Genomic DNA, 18,002 nt, shown 5'->3' on the forward strand with positions numbered 1-18,002 from the left:
CAAGGGATCAGGGCATTCAACCCTATAGGTTTGCGGAGACCGGACACATGGCCGACGATACCAGTATCTTCATAGGGGCCAGCCGCAAGCCGGACGACAGCTATCAGCGGCCCGAACAGCTTTTGCTGCAGTATGGCAATCGTCACGGCCTGGTCACCGGCGCGACCGGCACCGGCAAGACGGTGACCCTGCAGATATTGGCCGAGGGTTTCTCCAATGCCGGCGTGCCGGTATTCTGCGCCGACATCAAGGGCGACCTGTCGGGTATCGCCATGATGGGCACAACGCAGGATTTCCTGGTCAAGCGGGCCGAGCAGGTCAAGCTCGATCCCTATGAATTCCAGGAATTCCCGGTCATCTTCTGGGATCTGTTCGGCGAGCAGGGCCACCCGATCCGCGCCACCATCTCGGAGATGGGCCCACTGCTTCTGTCGCGGCTGATGAACCTTTCCGAGGCGCAGGAAGGCATCATGAACATCGCCTTCCGCATCGCCGACGAGGAAGGCCTTCTGCTGCTCGATTTGAAAGACCTGCAGTCACTGCTTGCCAATATCGCCGACCGCGCCGAAGAGATCGGCGCCCGCTACGGCAATGTGACGAAACCTTCGGTCGGCGCGATCCAGCGCACGCTGCTGGTTCTGGAGCAGCAGGGCGCCGCGAATTTCTTCGGCGAGCCGGCATTGCGGATATCCGACATCATGCGCACCACGCGCGATGGACGCGGCGCCATCAGCGTGCTCGCCGCCGACAAGCTGATGATGAATCCGCGGCTCTATGCGACGTTCCTTCTGTGGCTGATGTCGGAACTGTTCGAGGAACTGCCGGAAGTCGGCGACCCGGACAAGCCGAAGCTGGTCTTCTTCTTCGACGAGGCGCACCTTCTGTTCGACGACGCGCCGAAGGTGCTGGTCGACCGCGTCGAACAGGTGGTCCGGCTGATCCGCTCGAAAGGCGTCGGCGTTTATTTCGTCACGCAAAATCCGCTGGATATCCCTGAAACGGTGCTGGCCCAGCTCGGCAACCGCGTGCAGCACGCACTTCGTGCCTATACGCCGCGCGAACAGAAGGCCGTCAGGACGGCGGCCGAGACGTTCAGGCCCAATCCCGACTTCGACTGCGCAACCGTCATCACGCAGCTCGGCACCGGCGAGGCGCTGGTCTCGACGCTGGAAGCCAAGGGCGTGCCGTCCATGGTACAGCGGACGCTGATCCGCCCGCCGTCATCGCGGCTTGGCCCGATCACGCCCGAAGAGCGCCGCAAGCTGATCAATGAGAGCCCGGTTGCGGGACAGTACGACCAGACCGTCGATCGCGAATCGGCTTTCGAGATCCTGCAGAAAAAGGCTAAGGACGCCCAGGAGGCACAGGCGCAGCAACAGGACGCAGGCCGTTCGCGCTGGACTATTCCCGGCTTCGGCAATGACGGTCCCCAGCCGACCGGCGGCCGCCGCGCGCCGCGCCCCTCCAACCGCCAGACGGTGGCGGAGGCGGCGATCAAATCCGTGGTGCGCTCGGTCGGCTCGTCGGTCGGACGAGCGATCGTGCGGGGTATTCTGGGGAGCCTGTCCAGGGGCAGGTGAGGGGCATCGGACCCGAAGGCGGGCATCGGTGTTGGCAATTCTGTCCTGGAATCAAGCGCCAGTATCCAGATCTGGAGGACAGCGGACGGCGGCTATGCGGTCATGAGCTGTCACTGGTGGCGTCTGCCCACAGCACGGCAAAATCCGCTGCTCGGCGTAAGCATCGGACCTAAAGGCCGGCACCGGTACAGGCACGCCGACGCGCAGCAAAACCAGCGGGAGCGAGGAAGATCCCGCCCGCGCTTTCGACCAGCTCAGAAGATCGAATTTGTGATCGATTTTATCGGACCGAGCAGGATCGATCCTTCCGGCACGCCGGCGTCGATCGGAATGGCTCTGCGGTTTGCTGTTGCCACCACCGGCTGGCCGACATCGGCTGTCACCACGACCGGGGTCTTGTTCGGCACACGATCGTAGAGATCGATAATGTCCTGGTTCATCAGGCGCACGCAGCCCGACGACACCGACTTGCCGATCGACCGCCATTCCGGCGAGCCGTGCAACCGGTACAGCGTGTCCTGGTTACCCTGGAACAGGTAAAGCGCACGCGCGCCAAGCGGGTTGTCCAGCCCGCCGGGCATGCCGCCATTATCGGCGCTGTATTTTGCGAGCTCGGGCTGGCGGGCTATCATGTCCTCCGGTGGCGTCCATTTCGGCCATTTCTGCTTCCATTGGACCACCGCATCGCCCGACCATTCGAAGCCGGCGCGGCCGAGGCCGACGCCGTAGCGGATCGCCTGGCCGCCGGGGCGCACCAGGTAGAGGAAGTGGTTGGTCGTGTCGACGACGATGGTGCCGGGCTGCTGCCCGGTCGGATCGTCAACGATCTGGCGCAGGAACTGCGGGTCGATCTTGTCGACAGGTATGGCCGGCAGCTCGAAGCCGCCATCCGACATCGGCCCATACATCGTCACGTAGTCGCCGAGCGCCGGCTCGACATAGGTCGGCGGCGGTGGCTCGACTGGCTGCTGCGACAGCGTGGTGCAACTGGAAACCGCGACCGAGGCGGCGCCAAAGGCGGCCGCGTTGAGGAAACCGCGACGGCTCAGGCGAAGAGAGGACGATTGGGGTGTGAACATGATTGCCTTTTTTAAGTCTCAAATCGCAACAAAGCATAAATGCGTCCTGTTGCGCAGGTGCCGAGCAATGCCCGGCGCGATAGGCGGTTCCAATTCTGGCCGCAGGGTGGACAAACAAAGGCAAAGCTGTGACTGGACCGTACTGTTGCGTCGAGGCAACATGTCCGGCCGTCAAACCCCGGAGATCAGACCATCGAGGGACGGCAGGATCAGGGCCGGTGGAAAATCCCGGTATTCCTCTGGCTGATTGGCGCGGTTGATCCACACCGTCCTGAAGCCGAACTTGGTGGCGCCGGCGACGTCCCAGCGGTTGGATGACTGGAAAGAGACGGCGCCCGGATAGAGGCGCCAGCCCGTGGTGACCATGTCGTAGACCGACGGATCGGTCTTGAAGCGCCTGACGCTGTCGACGGAAAAGACGTCGTCCAGGACCTGGTCGAGCGCGGCGGATTTGACCGCCGCTTCCAACATCTCAGGCGAACCGTTTGACAGGATCGCCAGCCTTGCCCCCGATGCCTTGAGCGCCTTGAGCACGGCCGGTACCTCCGGATAGCAGTCCAGCCGCCAATAGGCCTCGAGCAGCTTCGCCCTCAGCCCGGCATCCGCGGATGGAACCTTGCGCAGGGCGAAGTCGAGGGCCTGCTCGGTGAGCTGCCAGAAATCGGCATAGGCCCCCATCAGCGTCCTGACCCAGGAATATTCCAGCTGCTTGGCGCGCCAGATATCCGACAGCAACTGGCCGTCCGGCCCGATCTGGTCGGCGTGACGGCGCACGGCCGCATGCACGTCGAACAGCGTGCCATAAGCGTCGAAAACGTAAGCCGCGAACTGCATTCGACAGTTTTGAGGCCGCGTAAGGCAAGGCGCAAGCGCTGATTGCAGTCCGCCAGCCCGCTGGCCTCAACAAATCTCAGCCAAGCCGGTTGACGGCGGCCGCCAAAGCATCTTCCAATGCGCCGCAACAAGCATCGAACGGAACCTGGCAATGACACTGGCGACTGCGGCGCAATCGGCGACATGGACCTTCGTCGACGGCGACTGGTACGAGGGCAATGTTGCCATTCTAGGGCCGCGCAGCCACGCCATGTGGCTCGGCACCAGCGTGTTCGACGGCGCCCGCTGGTTCGAGGGCGTCGCTCCCGATCTCGATCGCCATGCAGCGCGGGTAAATGCCTCGGCGATCGCGCTCGGCCTGAAGCCGACGATGAGCACCGACAAGATCGTCGGCCTGACCTGGGACGGACTGAAGAAGTTCGACGGCAAGACGGCAGTCTACATCAGGCCGATGTATTGGGCCGAGCATGGCGGCTATATGGGCGTGCCGGCCGACCCGGCCTCGACGCGTTTCTGCCTTTGCCTCTACGAATCGCCGATGATCTCGCCGGCGGGGTTTTCGGTGACGGTGTCGCCGTTCCGGCGCCCGACCATCGAAACCATGCCGACCAATGCCAAGGCCGGCTGCCTTTATCCCAACAATGGCCGGGCTATCCTCGAAGCCAAGATGCGCGGCTTCGACAATGCGCTGGTGCTCGACATGCTGGGCAATGTCGCCGAGACCGGCACCTCGAATATTTTTCTGGTCAAGGACGGCCATGTCATGACGCCGGCGCCGAACGGCACCTTCCTGTCCGGCATTACCCGCGCGCGCACCATGGCCCTGCTGGGCGAATACGGCTTCACGACGACGGAAAAGACGCTGTCGATCCGCGATTTTCTCGAGGCTGACGAAATCTTCTCGACCGGAAACCACTCGAAAGTCGTGCCGGTCACCCGTATCGAGGAGCGCAATCTGCAGCCCGGACCGGTGGCCAAGAAGGCGCGCGAACTCTATTGGGAATGGGCGCATTCGACTTCGCCCGGCTGACCCGCTAAAAAGCGGCCGGCGCTTCGTTTCCGGAGTTGTTCCAGACCAATCCAGTCCTATGTTAGTCCGGTATCGACACCGGATTTTTCCACGAGGGAGTACGACCGATGGCTTTTGAATTGCCCGCCTTGCCCTATGATTACGAGGCCTTGCAGCCTTATATGTCAAAGGAAACGCTGGAATATCACCACGACAAGCACCACAAGGCCTATGTCGACAACGGCAACAAGCTGGCCGCCGAGGCGGGCATGGGCGATTTGTCGGTCGAAGAGGCCGTCAAACAGTCCTTCGGCAAGAATGCGGGCCTCTTCAACAATGCCGCCCAGCACTACAATCACATCCATTTCTGGAAATGGATGAAGAAGGGCGGCGGTGGCAACAAGCTGCCGGGCGCATTGCAGAAGGCGGTCGACAGCGATCTTGGTGGCTACGACAAGTTCAAGGCCGACTTCATCGCCGCCGGCACCACCCAGTTCGGTTCGGGCTGGGCCTGGGTCTCGGTCAAGGACGGCAAGCTGGCGATCTCGAAGACGCCGAATGGCGAGAACCCGCTCGTCCATGGCGCGACGCCGATCCTCGGCGTCGATGTGTGGGAACATTCCTATTACATCGATTATCGCAACGCCCGGCCGAAATATCTCGAAGCCTTCGTCGACAGTCTCATTAACTGGGACTATGTGCTCGAACTCTACGAAAAGGCCTGATCCGTTCCAGAAAGCCCCGGCAAAACCGGGGCTTTTCTTTTTCACCATCAGAACGACAGTTGCAAAATTTCACGCAAGCGTGAGGCGAAGCGTCGGAATTTTTAAGCCATCCTTGCCGTTTGTCATCGGGGTGGGACCGCATCCTGAATTGCCTTCAACATGGAGCCAAGTGAATGAGAAAGCTTATCCTCGCCATCTCGATGCTCGCCTTCGCCGGTTCGGCGGCATTTGCCGACCCGGTTGCTGACCGGCAGGCGCTGATGAAGGAACGTGGCAAGATCGCCGCCGGCTTGTCGAAAGTGGTCAAGGGCGAGACGCCCTACGACGCAGCTTCGGTGCTGACCGCGTTGCAGGCACTGCAGGCCAATGCCGAGAAATTCCATGCCGGCGTCGACACGCTTTTCCCGGCGGGCAGCGACACCGGCGACACCACGGCGTCTCCCAAGATCTGGCAGGACATGGCCGGCTTCAAGACGGCTGAAGGCAAGTACCTCGCAGACGTCAAGGCAGCGGTCGCCGCAGCACCTGCGGACGCCGAGGCGTTGAAGGCACAGTTCAACACCATCGGCGGCGGCTGCGGCAACTGTCATCAAAACTACAGGGTGAAAAAAGGCTGATGGCGGGCAATGCGCTTGCTGAAGAAACTTGTCGGCGCCGCCCTCGTTCTGGGCGGCGCGGCCGCGATTGCCGGCTGGTTCCTGTCGGCTCCGGTCAGGCTCGATGCCGCAACGCTGGCTGAGCTTGGTCCCGGCGACGCCGCCAGGGGCAAGCGCATCTTCTACGCCGGCGGCTGCACGTCCTGTCATGCCAAGCCCGGCTCGCAAGGCGACGCCCGCCTTCAGCTGGTCGGCGGCCTCGAGCTCAAGACGCCGTTCGGCACCTTCGTGCCGCCGAACATATCGCAGGATGCCAGGGACGGCATCGGCGCCTGGTCCGTCGAGGACTTTGCCAACGCCATGCTGAAGGGCGTATCACCGTCGGCCGAGCATCTTTATCCGGCATTTCCCTATACTTCATACGCGCGCATGAAGCCGGCCGACATTGCCGATCTCTATGCATTCCTCAAGACCTTGCCCGCGGTCGCCCGCAAGGCGCCCGCCAATTCGCTGGCATTTCCCTTCAATGTCCGACGCGGTCTTGGCTTGTGGAAGCTGCTCTATTTGAGTGACCAGCCGGTCGTTTCCTTTCCCGACGGCACGCCCGACCCGGTGCTGGCCGGCCGCTATCTGGTGGAAGGCCCCGGTCATTGCGGCGAATGCCACACGCCGCGGGACCTCGCCGGCGGCACCAGGAAGGGCCAGTGGCTGGCAGGTGCGGCCGCCGCCGAAGGCAGCGGTATCGTGCCGAACATCACGTCGGGCGAGGGCGGCATTGCCGATTGGTCCGAAGCTGACATCGCCAACTATCTCGAAACCGGCTTCACGCCGGATTTCGATACGGTCGGCGGCGCAATGGTCGACGTGCAGCGGAACATGGCCGTGCTGACCCCGGAGGACCGCGCGGCAATCGCTGCCTATCTGAAAGCCGTGCCGCCGCATCCCAACGGCTATCCGGCTCGCAAGAAGCCGGCGAGCTGACGGCCGTTGCGTCAGCGGTCGCCGAGAAAGTCGAAGCCGGTTTCGAAGAAGTGATTGTAGTCGCAGGTCATTTCCTCGCCAGGCGCAATGTCGCGCAAGGCATAAGTCTCCTCCGGCTGCGAGACGTCGCAATTCGGGTCGTCGGCATGGTTCATGTAGCGCGCATCGTCGGCTTCGAAGACGATGTAGTTCGGGTCGCACCGGTCCGGGTAGGCGTAGCGGTCAAGGTAGGTTTTCACCGGCCCGGTTTCCCGCTCGTAGGTCGTCACCTCGATGCGGCGGTCGTATTTCGGGTCGAGCTTCCAGACCAGCGTGCCGCGGGGAATGTGGTTCTTGGCAAAGACGCCGATGCCCTGGATGGGCGATTTGTCGAGATAGACATCGACGAGCAACATGGCAGATCCCTGGGTGATTGAGTGTTGGCGGCGAGTGAAAAGGCCGCGCATTGGGTAGCGCGCGACCTTTGCAATTGCGAGCGGAAAATCAACTGTGCCTGCCCAGTATCCGAAGCCTCGTACGGCGTCGCATGTCGAGACCCTAGCGCTGTTGCAGCGCCAGCCGGATGCCCAAGGCGCAATAGATGCCGCCGACAGCCTTGCCCTGCCATCTCAGCACCGTCGGGTTTCGGCGCAGGAAAGCGCCGAGGCCGCCCGCACCCACGGCGAAAACCACCGTGCTGACGAGGCCCAACAGAACAAAGATCACGCCCAATGTCGCCAGTTGAAGCATCACCGATCCGTTTTCAGGCCGCACAAACTGCGGAAGAAATGCAAGGAAGAAAAGTGCGGTCTTGGGGTTGAGAATCTCGGTCAAAACAGCCTGCCGAAATGCTTTGGCAGCGGGGATCGCAAGTGCGCCGGCGGCCGGATAGGCAGGCGTTTTCTCGATGATCGCGCGAACGCCGAGATAAATGAGGTAGGCTGCGCCGATGTACTTCACTATGCTGAAAAGCGCCCCCGACGTGGCAATGATCGCCGAAATGCCGACGATCGCCATGAAGGTGTGAACCACGTCGCCGGCCGCGATCCCCGCGCCGGTCGCGATGCCCACCCTGGTTCCAGAGCTGGTTGCTCGCGCCACGGTCAAAAGGGTGGCAGGACCCGGGATGAAAACAAAGCCAAGCACAACCGCGACATACGCAATCAATGTGGCAAGATCGATCATTGGTGGGCTTCTCCGCAACTTCCATCCTCAATGAAGGCATGTAGCGGAACAGCAAGCAATACCTGCCTATCCGCGGTGTTCACGCGGCAAGCTCGGCCTTCCCTGTCACCTTGAGCGCAAAGGCATAGGTGAAGGCGATTTCCTCCAGCCTCGAAAACCGGCCAGAGGCGCCGGCATGGCCTGAATCCATGTTGATCTTGAACAGCACCGGATTCTCACCTGTCTTGCGGTCGCGCAACCGCGCTACCCATTTGGCCGGCTCCCAATAAGTGACGCGCGGGTCGGTCAGGCCGGCCAGCGCCAGAATCGGCGGATAGTCGAGTGCGGCGACATTGTCGTAGGGTGAATAGGCGGCGATGGTCCGGTAATCCTCCGCCGAAGCGATCGGATTGCCCCATTCCGGCCATTCCGGCGGCGTCAGCGGCAGGCTGGCGTCGAGCATGGTGGAGAGCACGTCGACGAAGGGAACTTCGGCGATGATGGCGCCGAAACATTGCGGCGCCATGTTGGCGACCGCCCCCATCAGCATGCCGCCGGCCGAACCGCCTTGCGCGACGATGCGGTCATGCTGCGTATAGCGTTCGGCGACGAGGTGCTGAGCGACCGCGATGAAGTCGGTGAACGTGTTCATCTTGTTCGCCCGCTTGCCGTCGTCGTACCAGCCATAGCCCTTGTCCTTGCCGCCGCGAACATGGGCTATCGCGTAGACAAAGCCGCGGTCGACCAGCGAAAACAGATTGGTATTGAACGCGGCCGGCACGGTGATGCCGTAGGAGCCGTAGCCGTAAAGCAGGCACGGCGCCGACCCGTCGAGCGGCGTGTCGCGGTGATGGAGGAGCGAGATCGGCACCAGTTCGCCGTCGGCGGCAGGCGCCATCAGCCGGCGCGTGACGTAGTGCTCCGGGTCGTGGCCGGACGGCACTTCCTGGGTCTTGAGCAGCACTCGCTCGCGGGTGCGCATGTTGTAATCGAAGACCTGCGCCGGGGTCGTCATCGACGAATAGGAAAAGCGCATGATCTCGGTGTCGTATTCGTAGGAGCCGGACAGGCCGAGCGAGAAGGCTTCCTCGTCGAAGGAGATCAGGTGCTCCTCGCCGCTCTTGCGGTCGTGTACGACGATGCGCGGCAGGCCTTCCTTGCGCTCGAGCCGGACCATGTGGTCCTTGAAGCCGATCACCGAAAGGATCAGCCGGCCCGCTTCGTGCGGCACCAGTTCCTGCCAGTTGGCGCGCACCGGATCATGCGCCGGCGCCGTCATGATCTTGAAGTCCTTGGCACCGTCGGCATTGGTGAGGATGAAGAAGATGTCGCCGCCTTCCTCGAGCTCGTACTGCAGGCCGGTCTGGCGCGCTGCAACCAGCTTCGGCTCTGCGAACGGATCGTTGGCGCTCATGATTCGGTATTCCGAGGTCTCATGGTCGTTGATGCCGATCATGATCCACTCGTTGGATCGCGTGCCGCCGACATCCATGAAGAAGCCGGGATCAGTTTCCTCGTAGATCAGCCGGTCGTTTTCAGGACTGTCACCAAGCGCATGGAACAGCACTTTGGAAGGCCGGTGGTTGGGGTCGAGGCGAGTGTAGAAAAACCCGTCATTGCCGGCATCCCAAACACCGCCACCGCCGGTGTCCGGAACCCTATCCGCCAGGTCGTTGCCGCCGGCGAGATCGCGGACGCGCAGCGTGTAGAATTCGGAACCCTTGTCGTCGAAGGCCCAGAGCAGCTTGCTGTGGTCGTCCGAATGATCGACGCCGCCCAGCCGGAAATAGGGTTTACCCTCGGCCTCGGCATCGCCGTCGAGCAATATCTGCTTGTCGCCGCCGTCGCGCGCCGTGCGGAAATAACGCGGCTGCTGGCCGCCAAGCTTGAAGGAGGAGCCGTAGGCATAGGGCCCATCCTTCATAGGCACAGAGGAATCATCTTCCTTGATACGCCCCTTCATTTCCGCGAAAAGCTGCTTCTGCAGCTGAGCCGTATCGGCCATCAGCGCCGCCTGGTAAGCATTCTCGGCTTCGAGGTGGGCGCGGATTTGGCCGTCGAGCAGAGACGGATCCCTGAACATCTCTTGCCAATTGGTGGCCCTCAGCCAAGCATAGTCGTCCGTCCGCGTAATGCCGTGATGCGTGTCGAAGATCGGCCGTTTCTCCGGCTGCGGTGGGGTGGCGGTCGGAAACACTGGGGTTCTGGTCATTGCGTCTCGCTGTGGAAGTTACTTGAATAGCGAATGAACACGCCGATCAGCGCGGGTTCAGCGGCTATGATCTATTGTCGTGGTGGCTCGAGGGGACGGGCTGGAGGAGAGGACAATGAACATTTTTTCTCGGACTGTCGCGGCCCTCGCCGTCGCTGCGACGACCCTGGCCAATGCCGGTCATTCTCATGCAACTGCCTTTGCGGCTTGGCAAGTGGCCAATGTGCCGTTCGGCGACACACTCAATGTGCGCAAATATCCTTCGGGAACTTCGCAGAAGCAGGCCGCCTATCCCAACGGGACGGTTCTGCAGATGACCGGCAAATGCACCGGTGGGATAAATCTGCTGAATCTCGCCAACCATTCGTACTGGCAGCAGAAACAGAAGATCCGCAATCACTGGTGCCAAGTCTGGCATGATCCGGCACAGAACGGCCAGTTCGTCACCGGCTGGGTCTACGGAAAATACATCACCCCGTTTCAGTGACGCGGCACGCCGCTCCCGGCCGACGGCTCACGAGCAACAGTAATGTTTCGCAACCTATGATTTTACTGAATCCGCCGATTGGCCAGGCTGTAATGCTGCCGGCTGGATCAAGCATTGAGGTCTATTTACCTGCTGCAGTCTGTGTAATGGCTGCTTGCCGCCGCGTCAGTCGATGCTGGTCTGACCAGAAAAAACGGCAAGTTTACACTCTGCACGAAAGAGTGAAGCTGAATATGAAAGATTTGACTTGCATCGCTGAATAGAGCGCAAGAAGCGAATTGACTTACTTGACGCCAAGGCCCATTAAGGTGCCGCGACGCGAATCGCGGAGGCTTTTTCCTGCACAAGTTCGCGCGATGCCCAACTATCGAAACGGGCGCAAACAGAAACAATTCTCGTTGGGGCCTGAATGCCATGGATATTACCGAAACACCTTCCAGAAACAGTGACGCGCTGATCGAGCTTACCGCCGACGTGGTGGCCGCCTATGTCAGCAACAATCCCGTGCCGGTCGGCGAATTGCCGAACCTCATTGCCGATGTCCATGCCGCTTTGGGGCGCGTCGGCGGGGCCGCCGAGCAGCCGCCTGCCGACAAGCAGAAGCCGGCGGTAAATCCGAAGCGTTCGGTGCATGACGACTACATCATCTGTCTCGAAGACGGCAAGAAGTTCAAGTCGCTCAAGCGTCACTTGATGACCCACTATGATCTCACGCCCGACCAGTATCGCGAAAAGTGGAACCTGGACCCGAGCTATCCGATGGTTGCGCCCAATTATGCGGCCGCCCGTTCGCAGCTCGCCAAGAAGATGGGTCTCGGCCGCAAGCGCAAGGGACGCTGATAACCGGCTCTTCGGGTTTGACACTCAAACGGCGCCTGCGGGCGCCGTTTTGTATTATGGGGTCAAAGGTCGAACCCCCCATGCTGCCGGCAACTGCCGTCCGGTCAGGCGGTCTGCTTCAACGCTGCTTCGGCGTCGCGCTTGATGCGCTTGACCATCGAGCGAAGACCATTGGCGCGCTGCGGCGACAGGTGCTCGTCAAGTCCGAGCGCCTTCAATGTGGCCTCCGCGTCGGTCCTCTGGATTTCGCTGGCCGGCCGTCCCGAAAACAGCGCCAGCATGATGGCGACCAGACCGCGCACGATATGGGCGTCGGAATCGCCCTTGAAGGTAATAACGGGGTCGGCACCACCGCCCTGTTCGGTGGTCAACCAGACCTGGCTGACGCAGCCGGGGACCTTGTTGGCCGGTATGCGTTGCTCGTCGGGAAACGGCGGCAGCGCTTCACCCAGTTCAATCACATAGCGATAGCGGTCTTCCCACTCGTCGAGCAGGGAAAAGTCGTCGCGGATGGTCTGGATCGTCGTAGTCATCACCCCGGATATAGTCATCCGGCGCTGCCACGTCACGGAAAAAGAGGAGAAACGCCGCAGGCGCCGAGCGTGGGGAGCCTTGCGGTCTGGCGATGAATTCGGCCGAAACAGTGTCAGTTCTTCGCCGGCAAGTGCAGTTTCGCCGGCAGATCGACTTTCGCCGGCAAGACGATTTCCTCGGGCACGCTGCCGGTGGTCGTCACCGTATCTGGTTCAGGGGTTTTGTCGTCCAGCATGGCGGCCGCGATCTTGGCGGTTTCCCTGGCCCGGGCGGTGATGGTGTGCATTGCCGATTTGCCGGTCTCGCACACGTCCGGCTTGCGCTCGCAGATGCCGGCGATGTCGCCGACGGCTTCGCGCGCCGCAAACAGCGCCTGGAGCGGCCCGACGCTTTCGCGGCCCGCATCATCGGCGCCGACACCCAGCGGCAGCGCCAGAAGCACCAGCGAAAACCAGAAAGCAGCTCTTATCAGAAAGCCCATCTGTCTGTCCTTTATGACGGTCATGCCTCCGAACCGCACGACCCTTGTACCGCGATACTGGCACGGAGGCGCAAAGGACGACTTGTCCCGAAAGCAACAGTTTTCCTCAAATTTTAGGCAGATTCGAAACAAAGCGTTTTGAAGTTCATTTGCCTCGAATGGTTCATATTTCATTCAGCAAATGGTAACCATCCAACCTATTGTTTCTCCTCGTTATTTTTTGCATTGGTGACAGTTTGATGCGATCGCCCGCCAACCCAGGCGCGGGTGGTCCGGATAACGCTCCGTTTACTATGGCGGCAATTGCCCCGGTTTTTTCCCCGCCGGTATCCCGATATTTGCAGCCTGCCGGGGACGATCGGCCCAGCCTTATCCATTCCTTAAACGCTGGATGCGAGTTTCGGATCGACAAAAGCCGCCTGCAAAGCAGAGCCGTTCACGACCGGGTGCGTTGAGTTGAGTGCGATCAAGGCCAGATACGCCGAGTTGCCAGGCGCGATAGCCGCCGGTTGCGAACGGATGGTTCATCCGTCCGTCCTCGGCCAGGACGACCGCCGCCGTGAGAGCCGGTTCATTGGCGTCATGCTGGCGGCTCCCTTCTTCAGCGCGGGTGCAGCGGTGACGCTGGTCACGTCGGGCATGGGCGCGGCCGTGACTGTGGCTGCGATCTTTGCGGCGTTCGGCCTTTGCTGGTTCGCCGCCCTGCTGGTGGCTGCATCGGGCAAGATGACCCTGGCCGGCCAACTCGCCTTGGTCGTCGGCAGTGTTGCCCTGGGTGCCCTTATCGCTGCCGCCGGCGGTGTGGCCTCGCCGGTTGCCTTGCTCGCGGTGGCGCTGCCGTTTGAAGCCTGGTGGATCGGCCAGTCGCGGCGTGCCGTGATCTGGGGCGCCATCTCGGCCCTTGTCGCAGTCTTGCTGCAGCCTTTAGCCGGTTCCGTCTTGCCGCTCGGCCAGACCGAAATCGCCGCATGGCACTGGCTGGTGCCGTTGGCCTGGGCGCTCACGCTCATTCCGCGTGTCGCTTCACTTCGTGCCACCGCCAGCGCTCAGCTCGATCCGGCCGGCAGCCACCGGCTCGAAGACCTGATCGACGCCGTCGTGCTGCGAATCGCTGCCCATGGCGAGGTTCTGGACGCCTCGGCTAAGGCACGCACGATGCTGAGGCTGCCACCGGAGCTGCTTTTCGGCACCGGACTTTTCGATCGCATCCATCTGTCCGACCGCGTCCCATATCTCAGTGCGCTGGCCGATATGCGCGAGGGCGCCCTGTCGCGCCGGCTCGATCTTCGCGTCCGGCTGCCGCAGAACAGCGGCGTGACGGCCGACAACTACCAGCCGTTTTCGCTCGAGATGATGCGCGCACCGGGGCAGGAGACTGTCTTCACGCTTGTTCTGCGCGAGAACGATGAACTGGCCGGACTGCGCCAGGAGCTTGCCGCTGCCAACGAGGCGGCTGCTTCGGCCGAGGTGGCGAAAGGACGCTTCCTTGCCGTCGTCAGCCATGAGTTGCGCACCCCGCTCAATGCCATCATTGGCTTTTCCGACATGCTGCTGCACGAGATGTTCGGCAGCTTCAAGGATCCGCGCCAGAAGGAATATGTCGGGCTGGTCAGGGATTCGGGCCAGCACCTGCTTGCCGTCGTCACCTCGATACTCGACGTATCGCGGATCGAATCGGGCGCCTACGCGACCGAACCGGAACCGTTCCGCTTTCGCGAAGCGGTCGAGATGTGCCAGTCGATGATGCGCCTGCAAGCCGAGGCAAAGGCCATCGATCTGCAGGCCCAGATCGCGCCGGATGCAGGCGAAATAAATGCCGACCGTCGCGCCGTGCAGCAGATCCTGATCAATCTCGTCTCTAACGCGATCAAGTTCACGCCCGAAGGCGGCAATGTCGTCATCGGCGCCAAGCGGATCGGCTCGCGGCTGCATTTCTGGGTCCGGGACACCGGTATCGGCATCGCCGAGGAAGATTTCGCCAATCTCGGCAAGCCGTTCATGCAGATCCAGAACGACTATACCCGTCGTTTCGAAGGCACAGGGCTCGGGCTTTCGCTGGTGAAGGGGCTGGTGGCGCTGCACGAGGGCACAATGTCGATCGAAAGCATGCCGGGCGAGGGCACCACGGTGACGATCAGCCTTCCCGTGAGCGGCCCGACGGGCCGCTCGGCGGAGAAGACCGGCGTGGTGCCGATGTCCGCGGTCAAAGCCAAGGCGGACGGTGGCAAAGGGGAGAGCAATGGGTCGCTCCGCAAAACAGCCTAAGGCGGTCAAACGCCGCGGCAATGCCTTCGAGCACGGAGCGATGGCGCTGGGCAGCCTGATCTCGCGCAATCCTGTTGTGGTCGGCGGCTCCACCGCGTTCCTGGTGACGCTGTTCTACGTCTCGGCGAACGCGCTTTGGTACCAGCCCTTTCCGCATGCCGGAGCGTTTTTCGCTACCAGAAGCATCGAACGCTTTCCGCGGGCGGATAGCAATGAGCCCGAAACCACCATCAATATCGTGCGTCCGGCCGCTACGCCGATCAAGAGCGACCCGGTCGTCGAGCAGGTCCAGGGCATCTTGAAGGATCTCGATTTCTATTCCGGCACCATCGACGGTATTCCCGGACCGAATACGCGCAAGGCCATCCAGGCCTATCAGCAGAAAGTCGGATTGAATGCCTCCGGCGAGATCGACGGCGTCCTGCTGGATCAACTGGGCGCCACGCCAAAGACCGCGGCCGTGGTTCCGCATCCCGTGCCGCGGCCGGTCGAAACGGCCGCTGCTCCGGCCGCCATTCCGGTATCCGCACCAGCAAACGCAGCGGCGCAAACGCCGGATCCCCGCATCGTCAAGATCCAGGCCGGACTGAAAGCGTTCGGCAATGAGGACATGCAATTGGATGGCGTCGTAGGCGCGCGCACCAAGGCCGCGATCAAGGAATTCCAGGCGCTGTTCGGCTTGCCGGAGACCGGCGAGCCAGACGAGATCGTCTACGTCAAGATGCGCGAGATCGGCCTGACCAACTGAGGGCCGAAACCTAGTCTCCCGGCCTATTTAAGCCATTGCTCCGGGTCACGCATTCCATGGACTATCGCCACGGCTAACACGCCGTAGGGCATGGGCTCGTAAATCACGATGTAGCGCCCCTCGACCAGAATGCGGGCGGTGGCGCTCAATTCCGGTCGAGCTGCGCCCATTTTGGCGTGCTCGCAAGCCAATTCTAGCCTGTCGAAAATGCGTCCGATCAGCTTGTCAGCCGCCTTCTCGTTATCGACGGCAATGTGATGCCAAATATCTCGCAAATCCTGAGAAGCTCGCGGGGTGAGCCGGTATTCAGCCACGGACTGCGCGTTCGGCCTTCAGAGCGCGTAAGAAAGCCGTACGATTTACGTGTTGACCTTCGCCACTTGCCATCCCTTCGTCATAGGCCCTTTTGAGGCGTTCCAGTTCAAGAGTGCGGAATTCCTCGCGCTGCTCCCATAGACGTAGTGCTTCCCTGACGATTTCACTGTTGGAAGCATAGTCTCCGCTGTTCACGGCGTCTTGTAGACGGGCGGCCTGCTTGGGGGTAAGCGACACAGTAAGAGTGCGCATGGGCTGGGCTTTCATACCGGGCACTATAGCATTTTTCACAGAGGCCAACAAGTTTTGTTAGACTTTGTTGGTAAATCGTCGCATTCCGGGACTTGCTTTGATGGCCAACCGTTGCTCGCGAATAAGTGAGAATCTCGACACCACAAACCCGAAATCGTACAGGGTCCCGCCATGCGGGTAACCACCGATCTGTGGGTGTCGGCCCTGTTGCGCCGGGTTTTTAGCGCCGGCGGCTTTGCCGCCGTGGTCAAGCGCGGCGCCACGGAAGCCGGCGCAGTTTTCGTGTTGGCGCGTGGCCGGCTAGGAGAGATGGCGCTGTTCGGGCCGGCGCCGCAGACGAGCTACGATTCGGCCAGGCCGGACGACCGTTTTTTCAGTCTGCTTGGCGAAGGCGACGATGCCGCCATTTTCGACGCGCAGCTGGAGCGCGAGAAGAAATTCGATCCGGATATCTGGGTGATCGAGATCGAGGCGGGCGTCGTTCCCGTCGAGGAGCTTATCTCGGTCAAGGCGTCGTAACGGCAAGCCTTCAGATGCGAAGCGCCTTTGGGGTGGCGGTTACATCGGCGTTGTTCGGCTTGCGCAGGTCGGCATTTGCCGCGACGCGCCCGGGCTTGCGAACGATTTTCGACACGGTGTCGGCCTTCCAGCCGCGGAGCCTGTCCAACGCAGCGTCGCGGTGCAGCAGGCGGTAGCGGTCGAGGAAGATGCGGATCGCCTGCGGGTGCGGAAACTCGGTCGGATAGATGGCAGCCGTGATCAGGAACGCCTTGTCTTCGCTGAGGTCGAGCGCGCGCAAGGCGAAAAGTAGCGGTGTGTAATTTTGGCTCGCGGTGAGCGTCCGCGCCGTTGAAAAATCGACTTCGAGCGCATCGGCGAGCGCTGTCTGAAAGAATGCCGCATTGCCGGTCAGCGCGGTTTCGCGCAGCTTGACGTAGGTTTGTGGCTCGACGAACGGTCTGATGGCGGTGCCGCGCTCGGAGCGCATCATGGATCGCAACCGGCGGCGTACGGTTTCGGCGGCGTCGGCCGCCTCTTGTCTGTTTGCGTCGCTCGCGACCATTTCCGCGTTTTCGGACGGGGCAATGGCAGTTGCTTCCGGCTGCTGCTGCGACCGCACCAGCGTCGGCCTTTCAAGCACTTTGGTGAGATCGGCGATGGTTTGGTTGAGATCCTTGCGGCGGGCAATGGCACGGGCATGCGGCAGGCCGTGACGCCCGATCAGCGCGATCAGGTCGATGTCGCTGAGGGCACGCGAGCGGATGAGTAGCGGAGCGGCGATGTCGACCCGCTCCTGGCAAAGCCGCCGCACCAGCGCGGCGGGTGCATATTCGCATTCGGAAAGGGCCGCTGCGACGTAGCGGCGCGATTCGACCGAGACATTCTCGAAAAGCGGCAGCGTCAGGTCTTCGAGCTGCGCGATCTCCCGGCGCGAAGGGCGGGTGAGCGAACAGAATGCCGATACCGCGGCGCGAAACAGCCTTTCGGCCTTTCCCGATTCAGCTCCTGCTGCGATTTGCCCGAAATCCGAAGCTGACACGAAGGATACGCCTGACACTCGACACGATCTGGAGGGCGCTCTGCCGGGCTGTACCGGTTTCGCGTTTCCCAAGAACAAAGATCAATTTAGCGGCGATCCGTTAGCGCTCCGTTAACCTACTGCCTTCTTAATCGACTATGGAGGCGTTGCGTTGTGCTCCGGGGCAACCGAGAGGAATACGCGAACCATGGGCATGGTACTGTCTTTCGTGCCGCGAACGGCGGCAACCAATCGAGCACAACAAGCCGCGCCGGCGGCAGTGATCATATTTCCCGGGGTGCGCTACGAGCAGCGGCCGCTGACGGCCGAAACGCGGCCGACCGGCCCCGACAAGCCGGGACCGTCGGGAACATTGCCGGTACCGCACCACTGAGCATCGGA

At 61.8% G+C, this 18,002-nt stretch carries 21 protein-coding genes; 11 read left to right on the forward strand and 10 right to left on the reverse strand.

Annotated features, from left to right (window positions below; all coding sequences use genetic code 11):
• Positions 1 to 47: 47 nt before the first annotated feature.
• Positions 48 to 1,580, forward strand: a complete 1,533-nt coding sequence (locus NKJ13_RS20375) for a helicase HerA-like C-terminal domain-containing protein (protein WP_352778061.1) — start codon at positions 48 to 50, stop codon at positions 1,578 to 1,580.
• A gap of 254 nt (positions 1,581 to 1,834) precedes the next feature.
• Here NKJ13_RS20375 and NKJ13_RS20380 read toward each other — a convergent pair whose 3' ends face one another.
• Together NKJ13_RS20380 and NKJ13_RS20385 are read right to left on the reverse strand one after the other, a co-directional pair.
• Entirely contained in the window at positions 1,835 to 2,659 is an 825-nt protein-coding gene (locus tag NKJ13_RS20380) for a L,D-transpeptidase (protein ID WP_352507471.1), read from the reverse strand.
• A 171-nt stretch (positions 2,660 to 2,830) separates the two neighbouring features.
• Complete coding sequence (locus NKJ13_RS20385; RefSeq protein ID WP_352690040.1) at positions 2,831 to 3,493, reverse strand: haloacid dehalogenase type II; 663 nt, start codon at positions 3,491 to 3,493, stop codon at positions 2,831 to 2,833.
• Between the two features lie 151 nt (positions 3,494 to 3,644).
• On the opposite strand from NKJ13_RS20385, the gene NKJ13_RS20390 reads away from it, so the two are divergent.
• The 4 genes from NKJ13_RS20390 to NKJ13_RS20405 all read left to right on the forward strand — a co-directional run bounded on the left by NKJ13_RS20390 (position 3,645) and on the right by NKJ13_RS20405 (position 6,804).
• A complete protein-coding gene (locus NKJ13_RS20390) occupies positions 3,645 to 4,523 on the forward strand; it encodes a branched-chain amino acid aminotransferase (RefSeq protein ID WP_352507473.1) in 879 nt (292 codons plus the stop codon).
• Positions 4,524 to 4,630: 107 nt separating this feature from the next.
• Entirely contained in the window at positions 4,631 to 5,227 is a 597-nt protein-coding gene (locus tag NKJ13_RS20395; RefSeq protein WP_023677850.1) for a superoxide dismutase, read from the forward strand.
• A 173-nt stretch (positions 5,228 to 5,400) separates the two neighbouring features.
• The gene (locus tag NKJ13_RS20400) at positions 5,401 to 5,844 is read left to right on the forward strand and encodes a c-type cytochrome (protein ID WP_254819933.1); all 444 of its coding nucleotides are present in this window, start codon (positions 5,401 to 5,403) and stop codon (positions 5,842 to 5,844) included.
• Between the two features lie 9 nt (positions 5,845 to 5,853).
• Complete coding sequence (locus NKJ13_RS20405) at positions 5,854 to 6,804, forward strand: cytochrome c (protein WP_352778063.1); 951 nt, start codon at positions 5,854 to 5,856, stop codon at positions 6,802 to 6,804.
• 11 nt (positions 6,805 to 6,815) lie between these two features.
• Here NKJ13_RS20405 and NKJ13_RS20410 read toward each other — a convergent pair whose 3' ends face one another.
• The 3 genes from NKJ13_RS20410 to NKJ13_RS20420 form a co-directional block, all read right to left on the reverse strand.
• Positions 6,816 to 7,199, reverse strand: a complete 384-nt coding sequence (locus NKJ13_RS20410; RefSeq protein ID WP_254819935.1) for an SET domain-containing protein — start codon at positions 7,197 to 7,199, stop codon at positions 6,816 to 6,818.
• Positions 7,200 to 7,341: 142 nt separating this feature from the next.
• Positions 7,342 to 7,968, reverse strand: coding sequence for a LysE family translocator (locus tag NKJ13_RS20415; RefSeq protein WP_352738202.1), 627 nt, complete (start codon positions 7,966 to 7,968; stop codon positions 7,342 to 7,344).
• A 79-nt stretch (positions 7,969 to 8,047) separates the two neighbouring features.
• A complete protein-coding gene (locus NKJ13_RS20420) occupies positions 8,048 to 10,159 on the reverse strand; it encodes a S9 family peptidase (protein WP_352738200.1) in 2,112 nt (703 codons plus the stop codon).
• 115 nt (positions 10,160 to 10,274) lie between these two features.
• On the opposite strand from NKJ13_RS20420, the gene NKJ13_RS20425 reads away from it, so the two are divergent.
• Positions 10,275 to 10,646 (forward strand): SH3 domain-containing protein, encoded by a 372-nt coding sequence (locus tag NKJ13_RS20425; RefSeq protein WP_352479517.1) that lies wholly within the window; start codon positions 10,275 to 10,277, stop codon positions 10,644 to 10,646.
• A gap of 414 nt (positions 10,647 to 11,060) precedes the next feature.
• Positions 11,061 to 11,486, forward strand: coding sequence for a Ros/MucR family transcriptional regulator (locus NKJ13_RS20430; RefSeq protein WP_023677844.1), 426 nt, complete (start codon positions 11,061 to 11,063; stop codon positions 11,484 to 11,486).
• Positions 11,487 to 11,590: 104 nt separating this feature from the next.
• Here NKJ13_RS20430 and NKJ13_RS20435 read toward each other — a convergent pair whose 3' ends face one another.
• Both NKJ13_RS20435 and NKJ13_RS20440 read right to left on the reverse strand, forming a co-directional pair.
• Complete coding sequence (locus NKJ13_RS20435) at positions 11,591 to 12,019, reverse strand: SufE family protein (protein ID WP_352471107.1); 429 nt, start codon at positions 12,017 to 12,019, stop codon at positions 11,591 to 11,593.
• 113 nt (positions 12,020 to 12,132) lie between these two features.
• Positions 12,133 to 12,501: a DUF5330 domain-containing protein gene (locus NKJ13_RS20440; RefSeq protein ID WP_352738215.1), complete on the reverse strand. Its 369-nt coding sequence runs from the start codon at positions 12,499 to 12,501 to the stop codon at positions 12,133 to 12,135.
• A 519-nt stretch (positions 12,502 to 13,020) separates the two neighbouring features.
• On the opposite strand from NKJ13_RS20440, the gene NKJ13_RS20445 reads away from it, so the two are divergent.
• Together NKJ13_RS20445 and NKJ13_RS20450 are read left to right on the forward strand one after the other, a co-directional pair.
• The gene (locus NKJ13_RS20445) at positions 13,021 to 14,766 is read left to right on the forward strand and encodes an ATP-binding protein (RefSeq protein WP_352778081.1); all 1,746 of its coding nucleotides are present in this window, start codon (positions 13,021 to 13,023) and stop codon (positions 14,764 to 14,766) included.
• Entirely contained in the window at positions 14,741 to 15,514 is a 774-nt protein-coding gene (locus NKJ13_RS20450) for a peptidoglycan-binding domain-containing protein (RefSeq protein ID WP_352778065.1), read from the forward strand. The genes NKJ13_RS20445 and NKJ13_RS20450 overlap by 26 nt, the downstream gene beginning before the upstream one ends.
• Before the next feature lie 23 nt (positions 15,515 to 15,537).
• On the opposite strand, the gene NKJ13_RS20455 is transcribed toward NKJ13_RS20450, so the two are convergent.
• Positions 15,538 to 15,828, reverse strand: coding sequence for a type II toxin-antitoxin system RelE/ParE family toxin (locus NKJ13_RS20455; RefSeq protein ID WP_254819939.1), 291 nt, complete (start codon positions 15,826 to 15,828; stop codon positions 15,538 to 15,540).
• A complete protein-coding gene (locus NKJ13_RS20460; protein ID WP_502895544.1) occupies positions 15,821 to 16,096 on the reverse strand; it encodes a type II toxin-antitoxin system ParD family antitoxin in 276 nt (91 codons plus the stop codon). The genes NKJ13_RS20455 and NKJ13_RS20460 overlap by 8 nt, the downstream gene beginning before the upstream one ends.
• A 156-nt stretch (positions 16,097 to 16,252) precedes the next feature.
• Between NKJ13_RS20460 and NKJ13_RS20465 the strand changes: the two genes are divergently transcribed.
• Positions 16,253 to 16,600 carry a DUF1491 family protein gene (locus tag NKJ13_RS20465; protein WP_254819941.1) on the forward strand — a complete coding sequence of 116 codons (348 nt, stop codon included), beginning with the start codon at positions 16,253 to 16,255 and terminating at the stop codon, positions 16,598 to 16,600.
• Between the two features lie 10 nt (positions 16,601 to 16,610).
• On the opposite strand, the gene NKJ13_RS20470 is transcribed toward NKJ13_RS20465, so the two are convergent.
• On the reverse strand, positions 16,611 to 17,621 hold the full coding sequence (locus NKJ13_RS20470) for a hypothetical protein (RefSeq protein ID WP_352778067.1): 1,011 nt from the start codon (positions 17,619 to 17,621) through the stop codon (positions 16,611 to 16,613).
• Positions 17,622 to 17,808: 187 nt separating this feature from the next.
• Here NKJ13_RS20470 and NKJ13_RS20475 point away from each other — a divergent pair, with 187 nt between their 5' ends.
• A complete protein-coding gene (locus NKJ13_RS20475; RefSeq protein ID WP_254819943.1) occupies positions 17,809 to 17,994 on the forward strand; it encodes a hypothetical protein in 186 nt (61 codons plus the stop codon).
• Positions 17,995 to 18,002: the final 8 nt, after the last annotated feature.

Origin of the sequence: Mesorhizobium sp. M0174, assembly GCF_040322275.1 — a bacterium.
Taxonomy (GTDB): Bacteria; Pseudomonadota; Alphaproteobacteria; order Rhizobiales; family Rhizobiaceae; genus Mesorhizobium.